15 protein-coding genes are annotated in these 12891 nt (G+C 65.7%); 2 read left to right on the forward strand and 13 right to left on the reverse strand.

Going from position 1 to position 12891, the window contains the following annotated elements:
- Positions 1-51 precede the first annotated feature (51 nt).
- The 9 genes from O5K39_RS14445 to rpmF all read right to left on the reverse strand — a co-directional run bounded on the left by O5K39_RS14445 (position 52) and on the right by rpmF (position 7333).
- Positions 52-1335 carry a pyruvate dehydrogenase complex dihydrolipoamide acetyltransferase gene (locus O5K39_RS14445; RefSeq protein ID WP_271144313.1) on the reverse strand — a complete coding sequence of 428 codons (1284 nt, stop codon included), beginning with the start codon at positions 1333-1335 and terminating at the stop codon, positions 52-54.
- Positions 1332-1658, reverse strand: a complete 327-nt coding sequence (locus O5K39_RS14450) for a DUF5076 domain-containing protein (protein WP_271144314.1) — start codon at positions 1656-1658, stop codon at positions 1332-1334. Before O5K39_RS14450 ends, O5K39_RS14445 begins: the two co-directional genes overlap by 4 nt.
- A complete protein-coding gene (locus tag O5K39_RS14455; RefSeq protein WP_271144315.1) occupies positions 1655-3016 on the reverse strand; it encodes a pyruvate dehydrogenase complex E1 component subunit beta in 1362 nt (453 codons plus the stop codon). The genes O5K39_RS14450 and O5K39_RS14455 overlap by 4 nt, the downstream gene beginning before the upstream one ends.
- Positions 3013-3504 (reverse strand): DUF3291 domain-containing protein, encoded by a 492-nt coding sequence (locus tag O5K39_RS14460; protein WP_271144316.1) that lies wholly within the window; start codon positions 3502-3504, stop codon positions 3013-3015. The genes O5K39_RS14455 and O5K39_RS14460 overlap by 4 nt, the downstream gene beginning before the upstream one ends.
- Entirely contained in the window at positions 3501-4526 is a 1026-nt protein-coding gene (pdhA, locus tag O5K39_RS14465; RefSeq protein ID WP_271144317.1) for a pyruvate dehydrogenase (acetyl-transferring) E1 component subunit alpha, read from the reverse strand. Before pdhA ends, O5K39_RS14460 begins: the two co-directional genes overlap by 4 nt.
- Positions 4527-4649: 123 nt before the next feature.
- A complete protein-coding gene (locus tag O5K39_RS14470) occupies positions 4650-4967 on the reverse strand; it encodes a septum formation initiator family protein (RefSeq protein ID WP_271147165.1) in 318 nt (105 codons plus the stop codon).
- 112 nt (positions 4968-5079) lie between these two features.
- A complete protein-coding gene (eno, locus tag O5K39_RS14475; protein ID WP_271144318.1) occupies positions 5080-6357 on the reverse strand; it encodes a phosphopyruvate hydratase in 1278 nt (425 codons plus the stop codon).
- 75 nt (positions 6358-6432) lie between these two features.
- Positions 6433-7047, reverse strand: a complete 615-nt coding sequence (locus O5K39_RS14480; protein WP_271144319.1) for a hypothetical protein — start codon at positions 7045-7047, stop codon at positions 6433-6435.
- Between the two features lie 103 nt (positions 7048-7150).
- Positions 7151-7333 carry a 50S ribosomal protein L32 gene (gene rpmF, locus O5K39_RS14485; protein WP_168048533.1) on the reverse strand — a complete coding sequence of 61 codons (183 nt, stop codon included), beginning with the start codon at positions 7331-7333 and terminating at the stop codon, positions 7151-7153.
- Between the two features lie 188 nt (positions 7334-7521).
- Between rpmF and O5K39_RS14490 the strand changes: the two genes are divergently transcribed.
- Positions 7522-7857: a hypothetical protein gene (locus O5K39_RS14490; RefSeq protein ID WP_271144320.1), complete on the forward strand. Its 336-nt coding sequence runs from the start codon at positions 7522-7524 to the stop codon at positions 7855-7857.
- On the opposite strand, the gene O5K39_RS14495 is transcribed toward O5K39_RS14490, so the two are convergent.
- The 4 genes from O5K39_RS14495 to lipA are packed head-to-tail and all read right to left on the reverse strand — an operon-like array spanning position 7854 to position 10945.
- On the reverse strand, positions 7854-8363 hold the full coding sequence (locus O5K39_RS14495) for a GNAT family N-acetyltransferase (RefSeq protein WP_271144321.1): 510 nt from the start codon (positions 8361-8363) through the stop codon (positions 7854-7856). The two genes, O5K39_RS14490 and O5K39_RS14495, sit on opposite strands and share 4 nt — an antisense overlap.
- Positions 8360-9481 (reverse strand): NAD(P)/FAD-dependent oxidoreductase, encoded by a 1122-nt coding sequence (locus tag O5K39_RS14500; RefSeq protein WP_271144322.1) that lies wholly within the window; start codon positions 9479-9481, stop codon positions 8360-8362. Before O5K39_RS14500 ends, O5K39_RS14495 begins: the two co-directional genes overlap by 4 nt.
- Entirely contained in the window at positions 9478-9933 is a 456-nt protein-coding gene (locus O5K39_RS14505) for a type II toxin-antitoxin system RatA family toxin (protein ID WP_271144323.1), read from the reverse strand. Before O5K39_RS14505 ends, O5K39_RS14500 begins: the two co-directional genes overlap by 4 nt.
- Positions 9934-9982: 49 nt before the next feature.
- Positions 9983-10945, reverse strand: a complete 963-nt coding sequence (gene lipA, locus O5K39_RS14510; RefSeq protein WP_271144324.1) for a lipoyl synthase — start codon at positions 10943-10945, stop codon at positions 9983-9985.
- A gap of 981 nt (positions 10946-11926) precedes the next feature.
- Between lipA and O5K39_RS14515 the strand changes: the two genes are divergently transcribed.
- Positions 11927-12799: a MoxR family ATPase gene (locus tag O5K39_RS14515; protein WP_271144325.1), complete on the forward strand. Its 873-nt coding sequence runs from the start codon at positions 11927-11929 to the stop codon at positions 12797-12799.
- Positions 12800-12891: the final 92 nt, after the last annotated feature.

Below are 12891 nucleotides of genomic sequence, written 5' to 3' on the forward strand. Positions count from 1 at the left end.
GCGATGCTCCCGGTCAAGGGGCCGGTGCCACCAGCAGATCCGCCAGAGGCATCACGCCAGCATCGTCACCGGGTCTTCGATCAGGGGCTTGAAGGCTTGCAGGAACCGCGCGCCCGTCGCGCCGTCGACGACGCGGTGATCGCAGGTGACCGTGACGGTCATCACGGTCGCCACGGCCAACTGACCGTTCTTCACGACCGGCCGCTGCTCGCCCGCCCCCACGCTCATGATCGCGCCCTGGGGCTCGTTGATGATCGAGCTGAAGGCCTTGATGCCGAACATGCCCAGGTTGGACACACTGAAGGTGCCGCCCTGGAATTCCTCGGGCTTGAGCTTCTTCTCGCGCGCCCGCTTGGCCAGATCCTTCGATTCTACAGCGATCTGCGACAGGGTCTTGGTTTCGGCCTTGAAGATGATCGGAGTAATCAGCCCGCCGTCGATCGCCACCGCCATGGCCACATCGGCATGGTGATGCATGGCGATGCCTTCGGGCGAATAGCTGGCGTTGGCTTCGGGAACGGCCTTCAGCGCCATGGCGGCGGCCTTGATGACGAAGTCGTTGACCGAGACCTTGACGCCGGTCTTCTCCAGCAAGGCGTTCACCTTGACCCGCGCGGCCAGCAGGGCGTCGATCTCGACGTCGATGGTCAGGGGGAAGTGCGGCACCTGCTGGATCGAGCCGACCATGCGGCGCGCGATGGCCTTGCGCATTCCGTCCAGCGGGATCAGGTCATAGCTGCCGTCCGGGATGCCCATCTGGGCCAGGCTCTGGACCTTGGCCGGTTCGATGCCCGAGGGCGCAGCGGCCGGGGCCGAGGCGGTAGTCCCACCCTTGCCGGCGGCCTCGACGTCGCGCTTGACCACGCGGCCGTGCGGCCCGGTGCCCTTGACCGATTTCAGATCGACACCGGCTTGGGCGGCCAGACGGCGCGCCAGGGGCGAAGAGAACACGCGCTCGCCGGATGCAGCCTTGGCGGCGGGTACCGCAGACGGAACGGGCGCGGCGGCGGGCTTGGCGGGTTCAGCGGCCTTGGGGGCTTCCGCCTTCAGGGCCTCGGCAGCGGGCGCAGTCTTGGCCGCCGGCGCAGCCGCCCCGCCCTCTTCGGCCAGACGCGCGATCGGGGTGTTGACCTTGACCCCCTCGGTCCCTTCAGCGACCAGGATGTCGGTGATCGTGCCCTCGTCCACGGCCTCGACCTCCATCGTCGCCTTGTCGGTCTCGATCTCGGCGATGACGTCGCCGGCCTTGACCACGTCGCCGGCCTTGACGTGCCACTTGGCCAGAACGCCCTCTTCCATCGTGGGCGACAGGGCGGGCATCAGGATGTCGGTCATTGCGACGCTTCCTTCAGGGAGTTCGTCTTGAATGGTTCGGTCTGGGTCTGGACGTTGTCCGCCTTGATGACAGCGTTCATGCCTTCCAGGATGCGGAAATAGGCCGTTCGCTCGTCCACGCCTTTGCGCACCGCATAGGCATGGCCCATGTGTTTCGCCGCCTGGGCCAGCATCTCGCCGTACTTCGCCGGATCGTTGAAGGCCGGCATGATCGACATGACCGGCTCGTTCTTCGACCACCACATCCGGGTCACCTCGATGGCGTCCGGGTCGGCGGCGACGCTTTCGGGCGTCTCGATCCTGAACTCCTCGCGTTGGCTCACGCCATCACCGCCTTCACGGCCGCGACGATCTTGTCCACGCCCGGCAGGGACAGGATTTCCAGGTTGGCGGCATAGGGCAGAGGCACGTCCTCCTGGTGCACCCGCAGCGGCGGCGCATCCAGATAGTCGAACGCGTGTTCGATCACCCGCGCCACGACCTCTGCGCCGACGCCCATTGGGCCCCAGCCTTCCTCGGCCGAGACCAGGCGGCTGGTCTTCTTGACGCTCTCTACGACGGTCTCATGGTCCAGCGGACGCAGGGTCCGCAAGTCGATCACTTCGCAGCTGATGCCTTCGCCTGCCAGTTGCTCGGCGGCCTGCAGGGCGAAGCCGACCATGCGGGCGTGGGCCGTGATGGTGACGTCGGTCCCTTCGCGGCGAACCTTGGCCTTGCCGATCGGCACGACATAGTCCTCGACGTCCGGCACATCGAACTCGATGCCGTACATCATCTCGTGCTCGAGGAAGACGACCGGGTTGGGATCGCGGATCGCGGCCTTCAGCAGCCCCTTGGCGTCAGCGGCGTCATAGGGGGCGACGACCTTCAGCCCGGGGACGTTGGCGTACCAGGCGGAATAGTCCTGGCTGTGCTGGGCGCCGACGCGGCTGGCGGCGCCGTTTGGACCCCGGAACACGATGGGGGCCCGGATCTGACCGCCCGACATGTACAGGGTCTTGGCCGCCGAGTTGATGATGTGGTCGATCGCCTGCATGGCGAAGTTGAAGGTCATGAACTCGACGATGGGCCTCAGGCCCGCCATCGCCGCCCCGACGCCCAGACCGGCGAAGCCATGCTCGGTGATGGGCGTATCGACGACCCGCTTGTCGCCGAACTCCTGAAGCAGTTCGCGAGAGACCTTGTAGGCCCCCTGGTACTGGGCGACCTCCTCGCCGATCAGGAAGACGTTCTCGTCCCGGCGCATTTCCTCGGCCATGGCGTCGCGCAGGGCGTCGCGCACGGTCGTCTTGATCAGCTTGGTGCCTTCCGGGAACTCCGGATCGCGCAGCTCGACCTTGGCGGCGGCAGGCGCAGCGGCCGTGGCCGGTTCGGCGGAAGCCGCCTCGGCAGCCGGCTCGGCCGCAGCAGGAGCCTCGGCCTTGGCCGGAGCGGCCGCGCCTTCATCCCCCGATAGGCGCGCGATCAACGCATTGACCTTCACGCCCTCGGTCCCCTCGGCGACCAGGATTTCGAGCACCTCGCCCTCGTCCACGGCCTCGACTTCCATCGTGGCCTTGTCGGTCTCGATCTCGGCGATGACGTCACCGGCCTTGACCGTGTCCCCCGCCTTGATGTGCCATTTGGTCAGCGTGCCCTCTTCCATCGTGGGCGAGAGCGCCGGCATCAGAATGTCGGTCATGCACAATCCTTGATGATCTCGGGCAACGCGAGCGGCGCGCCGTCGGCCGCGAACGGCCGGTCGAATGTAAAGGCGTCGGGGCCGTCGCCCTCGGCGTCGAGTTGTCTCAATCGGCTGACGGCCTCGGCGACGGTCGGTACGTGACCCTCGTCGATCCACCACAGGACATAGTAGGCACCGCCGAACGACGGAAACCATTTGGACCGCCGCGCCATTACCGCCGCGTGGGCGGTCTTGTAGACGAACTGTCGCAGCGGTTCGATCCCGGACCACACCGACATGTTCACCAGAACGTCGTCGAACCCTTCGGCCCGCACGTCGGTCGCGTCGTCGCCGTCTCCGACCAGCCGCCAGACAAATCCCGATGAACGCTCCGCAAGAGCATTGATGTTGTCCAGGGCCGCGACGAAGTCGGCCATCTCCGGCCCGTCCATCGGGTGGGTCAGGCGCGCGAGATTGAGCTGGGCGAGGTGCCGACCCAAGGTCACGCCTCCAGGTACACGTCGGTATAGAGCTCGGACGGGTCCGGCTCCGGGCTCTCCTGGGCGAACTGCACGGCCTCGGCCACGATCGCCTTGATCTCGGCATCGATGGCCTTCAGCTCGTCTTCCTTGGCCCCGGCTTCGTCGAGCAGCATCTTGATGTGGTCGATCGGGTCGCGGGTCTTCTTGACCTCATCGACCTCTTCCTTGGACCGGTATTTGGCCGGATCGGACATCGAGTGACCGCGATAGCGATAGGTCTTCACCTCCAGGATGAAGGGACCGCCGCCTTCACGGGCGCGCGCGACCGCACGGGCCACCGCGTCCTTGACCGCCAGCACGTCCATTCCGTCGACCTGCTCGCCCGGAATGCCGAACGAGGCACCACGCATATAGAGTTCGGTCGTCGACGAGGACCGCTCAATCGAGGTCCCCATGGCGTACTGGTTGTTCTCGATGATGTAGATGGCCGGCAGCTTCCACAGCTGGGCCATGTTGAAGCTCTCGTAGACCTGACCCTGGTTCGAGGCCCCGTCGCCGAAATAGATGAAGCTGACCGAATCGTCGCCGCGATAGCGACCGGCAAAGGCCAGACCGGTGCCCAGCGCCACCTGCGCCCCCACGATCCCGTGCCCGCCATAGAAGCCGGTCGGCACGTCGAACATGTGCATCGAGCCGCCCTTGCCCTTGGACGATCCGCCCGAGCGACCGGTCAGCTCAGCCATGACTTCCTTGGGATCCATCCCGGCGGCCAGCATGTGGCCGTGGTCGCGATAGCCGGTGATGATCTTGTCGTGGCCCTGTTTGACGCTCTCCTGAACGCCCACGGCCACCGCTTCCTGACCGATATACAGGTGGCAGAAGCCGCCGATCAGACCCATGCCGTACAGCTGGCCCGCCCGTTCCTCGAACCGGCGGATCAGCACCATCTCACGATAGTAGCGCAGCAGATCCTCTTTCGACGCGGTCGGCGTGTTGGGGATTTTGGCGGCGGCTTTGGGGGCGGTCTTCGCGGGGGCTTTCGCCATCCAGGATCTCCCGAATGAGCCACGGCGCCACGACGGCGTCAGGCTTCTTATCGTTACGGAATGGGGCTTTAGCAGCCTTCGATCCCGTAAGGCAAAGCGACCGGTTCCGCCTGTAACAATAGTTCAGGACGTGACAGGTTTTGTGAGCGGTACCACAGGTGCGCTGACCCGCACCACATAGTCGCGTGGATCAGCGAAACCCAGCACGACGCGGGCCCGCTCCTCCAGCAGGTCGCGCGACAGACTGCCGGTGCGCATATAGCGGGCACGGACTTCCAGATCGGCTCGGGCTTCGGTCAGTTCGGCCAGCTGGGCCTGACGCTGTTGCAGCAACTCATCGCGCGCAGACCCGCTCAGGAGTCCACGCTGCCCCGTCAGGGCCTGGACGCCCAGATAGACGACCAGCAACAGCAGGAACGCGGACAACGAATACGGCTTCATCCGTTCGGGCAACTCGAACGCTCCTTCTGAGCGTGGATACAGTTGACTGATCCTGACCGAAAATGCCTAACAAAACCTAGCTGAGCCGTACGCCTTGCCCGCGTTAACCCTGTTATTTCAACAGCATTCCGTCGCCGAAGTAGGCACCCTGGTCGCCCAGCATCTCTTCGATGCGCAGCAGCTGGTTGTACTTGGCCGTCCGGTCGGAACGGGCCAGCGAACCCGTCTTGATCTGTCCACAGTTGGTGGCGACGGCCAGGTCAGCGATGGTTGAATCCTCGGTTTCGCCCGACCGGTGGCTCATCACCGAGGTATAGCCGGCGCGGTTGGCCATATCGACGGCGTCCAGAGTCTCGGACAGGGTGCCGATCTGATTGACCTTGATCAGGATGGAGTTGGCCAGCCCCTCGCCGATGCCGGCCGCCAGACGCGCCGGATTGGTGACGAACAGATCATCGCCGACCAGCTGGATCCGGTCGCCGAGGCGCTCGGTCAGCATCTTCCAGCCCTCGAAATCGTCTTCTGAACAGCCGTCCTCGATCGACACGATCGGGAACCGTTCGCACAGGTCGGCCAGATATCCGACCATCCCGTCCTGATCCAGCGACTTGCCCTCGCCGGTCAGCTCGTACTTGCCGTTCTTGAAGAACTCGGTCGAGGCGACGTCGAGACCCAGGTGGAAATCCTCACCGGCCAGATAGCCTGCCGCCTGCCCAGCCTTGGTGATGAAGCTCAGCGCCTCCTCGGCCGAGGCCAGGTTGGGGGCGAAACCGCCCTCGTCGCCGACGTTGGTGTTGTGACCCGCGTCCTTCAGCTGCTTCTTCAGCGCGTGGAAGATTTCCGAACCCATACGGAGGGCTTCGGAAAAGCTCTCGGCACCGGTCGGCAGGATCATGAACTCCTGGATGTCGATCGGATTGTCGGCATGCATCCCGCCGTTGATGATGTTCATCATCGGCGTCGGCAGCACACGCGCAGACACCCCGCCGACATAGCGGTGCAGCGGCAGTCCGGCCGAGATCGCGCTGGCCTTGGCCACCGCCAGCGACACGCCCAGGATCGCATTGGCCCCCAGACGCGCTTTGTTGTCGGTGCCGTCCAGGGTGATCAGGGCCTCGTCGATGCGGCGCTGGTCCTCGGCGTCCATGCCCGACAGGGCGTCGAAGATCTCGCCGTTGACGGCGTCGACCGCCTTCATCACGCCCTTGCCGCCCCAGACGCTCTTGTCGCCGTCACGCAGCTCGACCGCCTCGTGCGCCCCGGTGGAGGCCCCCGACGGCACCGCCGCCCGGCCGAACGAGCCGTCGTCCAGGGTCACGTCCACTTCCACCGTCGGGTTGCCCCGGCTGTCGAGGATCTGGCGGGCGACGATGTCGGCGATGTCGGTCATGGGGCGCTCTGGCTGAAATGTGTGCCGCAGCGTTTAGCCCGCGACGGCCCCGGACTTCAAGGAACAGCGTGGTCTTTAGGAACAGCCCTCGACCAGCTGGATCGACGGACCGCCCGCCATCACCGTCATGACCTTGCCGTCCGAACCGATCTCGTAGCGGACGCCTCGGGCGCCCGGATCCTGCACATAGTTGGTCGACCCGCCGCGGCTCCAGGCGAACAGGTCCTCGGCCGGCGCGTCCTGATATTTGTGCGGCTGGGCGATGACGGCGCCGCCATAGGCCTGTTTGATCGCCGTCGCGGTGTCGCCCACCCCGAACCCACGCTCGGTCTTGACCGTCGCGTCCCGGCTGGCCGCGATGCGGGTCAGGCGCCCCTCCTCGATCATCACCCGCACGCCGGTCGGCGCATTGGCAGGATGATATTCGTCGCAGGCCTCGGGCTTGGCCCCGCCGACCGCATCGGGATTGGCGTCCGCGCCCCACGCGGCGGTCACCTCGGCCGTCGTCATCCCGATCTGCACTGGCCCCAACCCCTCGGCCGTCAGCACATTCGGATCGGCGGCGGGGGCGGGTGTTGGGGGTGCCGCAGGCGCACTGGCCACCGGCGGCGCGGAGGCGGGCTCCCGGGCCTGGTCACAGGCGGCGAGCGCCAGAACGGCAAGCGGGGCGAGACAGGCGAGACGCATCATGAGGTGTCCTTCGTCAGCGAACGATCCCATCACAACGCACGAAAACGGCGCGCGAAGCCATCGCGCGCCGTCATCAATGACGAATAAGCCGCCTGAACGGGGCCTAGTCTTCCTTGGGCGTCAGGACCTGGCGGCCGCGATAGGTGCCGGTCTTCAGGTCGATGTGGTGCGAACGACGCAGTTCACCCGTGTCCTTGTCCTCGGTGTAGGCGTTGGTACCCAGGGCGTCGTGGGCGCGGCGCATGTTGCGACGCGAGGGCGATACTTTGCGCTTCGGAACAGCCATGTCCGTCTCAATCTTTTAGGGCTCGGCGTCCGGCTGGACGCGAAAAACAAGCGGCGGCCCATGTCTGAGCCGCCTTGCGAGCGGGGGCTTATGCCCGAAAGGGTCGCCGATATCAAGGCCGCAACGGCGGCATCTTTTGGACCGTGGTTCGCGTTCTGATCCCGACTGTCATTGAAGGGAAGCCTCCCATGCCCGCCGACGCCACCGCCCCGGTCATTACCGGTCGGGCCAGACTCAAGCTCTTCCTGATCCTTGATTCGGTCTTCACCGTGCTGGCCGCGCCGCTCGCCCTGTTCTGGGGCATGATGTCGGTGATGGCCTCGACCACGACGACCGATATGGCCTGGGCCAACACCTACGCCCTGATCAACCTCAGCCTGCCGGTCGTCATGGTCCTGTGCGTGATCGGCGGCTGGATCGCCTATGGGCTGCGCCGCCAGCGGACCGCCTGGATCAGCATCTTGCTGCCTCTGCTCTGGCTGGCGGCGAGCCTCGCCATGATGGCGATGTGGCCCTCGCGCTAACTGCGACCCCACGTCTCCCGGTCCAGGCCGAAATACAGACTGTCCTTCCACTCGCCTCCGATGTTCCAGGTCCGCTCGGCCGACCCCGTCCGGACGAAGCCGAGCCTTTCCAGTAGTCGGATGGAGGCCATGTTCTCAGGGTCGACGTCCGCAGTCATCCGATCGATCGGACGATGCGCAAAGACATGGTCCACGGCCGCCCCCACCGCCTCCCCGGCCAGCCCCTGGCCCCAGTGGTCGGGGTGCAGGATATAGCCGACGTCCGGCAGCCGCCAGAACCCCGCCTTGCCGATGACGATCCCGTCCCGCTCGATGACGAAGTCGTCGCTGCCCCCCGCACTGCCCGCGATCATGTCCTCCAGCCAGGCCTGGGTCTCGGCGACCGTTACATGCGGCAGTGTCGACCACCATCGCATGGCGCGCGGATCGGACAGGACGGCATGCAGCTCCTCAAGATCGGTCGGCCGGGCGTGGCGCAGGACCAGCCGTTCCGTCCGCAGGATCAAATCGCGTCGCCCAGCAGCCGGTCCGCCACCGCCTCGCCGATCGCCAGCGAACTGGTCAGCCCCGGGCTCTCGATCCCGAACAGGGCCATCAGCCCGGGCAGGCCGTGGACCTCTGCGCCGTCCAGCTGGAAGTCCGGCTGCGTCTCTCCCGCCCCGTGCAGCTTTGGCCGTATGCCGGCATAGTCGGGCGTCAGCGCCCCTTCCGGCAACCCCGGCCAGAACCGCCGGATATAGGTCGCGAAGCCCTCGGCCCTGGCCGGATCGACCGAATAGTCCTCGGTCTCGACATATTCCAGATCCGGTCCGAACACCGCCTGCCCGCCCAGATCCTTGCGATAGTGCGTCCCCAGCGCCCCCGAGATCGGCGGCGGATAGATCAGCCGCTCGAACGGCGCCTTGCCCGTCAGCCGGAAATAGACCCCCTTGCCGAAATGGCCCCTGGGGATGCGGTCGGCGGGAAACCCCTCGATCCGCCCCGCCACGTCCTGTGACGACAGTCCCGGCGCCGTGACCAGTAGCCGCGTCGTCACGACCGCGCCGCCTTCCCCTCCGGCCGTCACCGTGAATCCGCCGCCCGGCAGCGTCTCGGCCCGCTCGAACGGCGTATCGACCACGACCGAACCGCCCGCGTCCTCGATCTCGCCCTGCAGGGCCAGCATGTAATCATGGCTGGCGAAGATGCCGCTCTCGGGCGACAGGATGGCGGCGTGGGCGTTCAGCGCCGGCTCCAGGGCCCGCGCCTGTTCACCCGTCAGATGCTCCAGCCCCTCGACGCCGTTGGCCACCGCCCGCTCGAAGATCGCCTCGATCGACGCCACTTCGTCAGCGTTGGTGGCGACGACCAGCTTGCCGCATTTGCGATAGTCGATCTTGCGGCTGTCCAGATAGGTGTACAGAGCCCGCCGCCCCTCGACGCAGAACCGCGCCTTCAGCGATCCCGTCGGATAGTAGAGCCCGCCGTGGATGACCTCGGAGTTCCTCGACGACACCCCCTGACCGATGTGGCCTTCCTTCTCGAGCACCAGCACGACCAGCCCGCGCTTAGACAGCGCCCGCCCGCAGGCCAGGCCCACGGCCCCCGCCCCCACCACGACCGCGTCGAAATCGAAGGCCGTCATGTCTTCGTCCCGTACCGCCGCGCCGCCTCGGCCTCGAAGCTGGCGATCAGCTTTCCAACCGCCAGATCGAAATTGGCGTGCAGCATGGCGTTCAGGATCGGGCTCCTGAAGGCGAAGTCGATCATGAACTCCAGCCGTGTTCCCTCTGGAATCGCATGAAAATCCCAGCGGTTCTTCAGATGTTTGAACGGTCCCCGGATCAGCCCGACCTCGACCCGCGGCAGGTTGCGGTCATGCCGCACCCAGGTCGAGAACCGCTCCTTCAGGAACGAGAACCCCACTTGCGCCTCCGCATCGACCAGATCGACCCCGGGGGCCTCCTCGCGCGCGTTCCAGGTCCGCATTGAGCTGACCCATTTCACGAACTGCGGATACGACCCGATGTCCGCCACCAGCTCGGCGAGCTGCTGCGGGGTGTAGGGAAGGACGCGGGTCACACGATGGATGGCCATCAGACGCGATGCCTTGTCATCCCGGCCGGAGCGAAGCGAAGAGCCCGGATCAACGCCGGTTCTGACCTTCCCGCGCCGCCTTCAGCCGCGCGAAGTCATCGCCCGCATGGTGCGACGACCGCGTTAGGGGCGAGGACGACACCATCAGGAACCCCTTGGCCCGCGCGATGGCCTCATAGGCCTTGAACTCTTCGGGCGTCACGAACCGGTCGATGGCGGCGTGTTTGCGGGTGGGCTGCAGGTACTGGCCGATGGTGATGAAGTCGACACCGGCCGAGCGCATGTCGTCCATCACCTGCATGACCTCTTCCTTGGTCTCGCCCAGACCCACCATGATGCCGGACTTGGTGAACTGGTTCGGATCGCGCTCCTTGACCATCTGCAGCAGTCGCAGCGAGTGGAAGTAGCGGGCACCCGGCCGGATCTTCAGATACAGCCGCGGCACGGTTTCCAGGTTGTGGTTGAACACGTCCGGGGTCGCATCGATCATGACCTCCGCCGCCCCGTCTTTCCTCAGGAAATCGGGCGTCAGGATCTCGATCGTCGTGTTCGGCGCCTGCAACCGGATCTGGCGCACCACCTCGGCGAAGTGGGCCGCGCCGCCGTCGGCGACGTCATCGCGGTCCACCGAGGTGATGACCACGTGGTTCAGCCCCAGTTGCGACACGGCCAGCCCGACCTTGGCCGGTTCTTCGGGATCGAGCGGCTGTGGCAGGCCCGTCTTGACGTTGCAGAAGGCGCAGGCCCGCGTACAGGTGTCGCCCATGATCATCAATGTGGCGTGCTTCTGGCTCCAGCACTCGCCGATGTTCGGGCACGCCGCCTCCTCGCATACGGTCACCAGGCCCTTGTCGCGCACGATCGCCTTGGTGGCGTTGTACTGCCCCGACCCCGGTGCCTTGACCCTCAGCCAGTCGGGCTTCCTCAGCACCGCCGTCTCCGGCCGGTTCTGCTTTTCCGGATGCCGCAGCTCCGCCGGCGTCTTCGTCAGGGTGTCGATCAGGGTGACCATGACCGGTATTTCGTCGCTCCTGCCCCATTAGGCAAGCCACGGACGGTTACGGGGGGTGACGGGGCGAAGTCGCCAGGGAGGGGCAGCCCGATTTGGCCGGTGCAGTCTTCGTGTTCTTCCTCCGTCCTTTACGGGGGAAAGCGGTCCGTCGATCGCGCAGCGATCCAGGACCGATGAGGAAGGTTCCCCGACTCCCTTCGCACAGCCCCCATCGTCGCTGCCTTCGCTTCGCTCAGGGACGCGACACTTCCCCCGCTGCGCGGGAGAAGAAGACTCTCTCGGCTTGTCCGACGCCTCCAGGTTTCAAACTTCGAGCGGCCAATCCCTTGCCCCGCAACGGATTGCAGATTTCTGACCCCCTCGAACACGCCCAGGTCCCCACCCCCGCTATACTGCTCTTCGTCCCGTCGCGGGGAAGGGCGCAAGGCCTTGCGATCTTGTTGCGGCGGGGGTGTGTGGAGCGGGATTGGACCGGGGGATGCCGGCGCAGTTCTTTCGGGGACTGCGTCGCCCCGGATCGTCAAAGGGCCTGGCGCAGAGAGTCGGATCGTTCAGGGGACGGGCACGCAAGGCGCCCGCCTTCCCGCCGGGGGCGCGGTAGCGGCAAGGGTTAACACCCCCGCTGGTTCGAGCGATCGAGCCGTACAGCTCCTGCGAAAACCACATGCGCGGAGCGTCTGTCTTTCGCCGAAACGGTATTTTCTATTTCTTTCCGGGCGAGGGCCCGGACGCTCCGCCGACCCTTCCCATCGCCTCAGCGAGAGATCGCGTGAGGGCGAATAGGCGTGTGTGGTCAGTGGTCAGTGGTTAGTGGCTCGTGATTGCTGCATCTGGCGACGCGCCGGCTGGCGGCCATGGGCGCTGCGTCGAGGATGCGACAACCACGAGCCACAAATCACCAACCACTCTTCCACCCAACCTTATCGTTGTTAACCCGCACCGCCTTCGCTAGGCGTCATCGCGAACACCACGGAGCATCCGATGTCGCGGACGACCGACCGGTTCGAGGGCACCTCGAACTATATCGCCACCCAGGACCTGAAGATCGCGGTCAACGCCGCCGTCGCCCTGGAACGGCCCCTGCTCATCAAGGGCGAGCCCGGCACCGGCAAGACGGTGCTGGCCTATGAGATGGCCAAGGCGCTGAACGCGCCACTGATCACCTGGCACATCAAGTCCACGACCAAGGCCCACAACGGCCTGTATGAATACGACGCCGTCAGCCGCTTGAGGGACAGCCAGCTCGGCGAGGAACGCGTCCACGACGTCCGCAACTATCTGAAGCCCGGCAAGCTGTGGGAGGCCTTCACCTCGCCGGTCCGCCCTGTCCTGTTGATCGACGAGATCGACAAGGCCGACATCGAGTTCCCCAACGACCTGCTCCAGGAACTCGACCGGATGGAGTTCTTCGTCCAGGAAACCGGCGAGACCATCCGCGCCGCCGTCCGCCCGGTCGTGGTCATCACCTCCAACAACGAAAAGGAACTGCCCGACGCCTTTTTGCGCCGCTGCTTCTTCCACTACATCCGCTTTCCCGACGACGAGACCATGAAGGCCATCGTCGAGGTCCATTTCCCGGGCATCAAGGGCCGGCTGGTCTCCGAAGCGCTGAAGACCTTCTACGAGATCCGCGACACGCCGGGGTTGAAGAAGAAGCCCTCGACTTCCGAACTTCTCGACTGGCTGAAACTCCTGCTCGTCGAGGACATCGATCCCGAAACCCTGCGCGAAAAGACCCCCAACAAGCTGATCCCACCCCTGCACGGCGCCCTGCTAAAGAACGAACAGGACGTCCACCTGTTCGAGCGCCTGGCCTTCCTGACCCGTCGCGAAGGGTCCCGCCCCGGAACCTGAGCCGGTAGATCCGAACACCGTGTCGAACAGGTTTCGTCACGGCGATTACCGCGATTTCACTGGAATACGCGCGACCAGAGCGCATGATGATC

The organism is Brevundimonas sp. NIBR10, from assembly GCF_027912515.1.
Lineage (GTDB): Bacteria > Pseudomonadota > Alphaproteobacteria > Caulobacterales > Caulobacteraceae > Brevundimonas.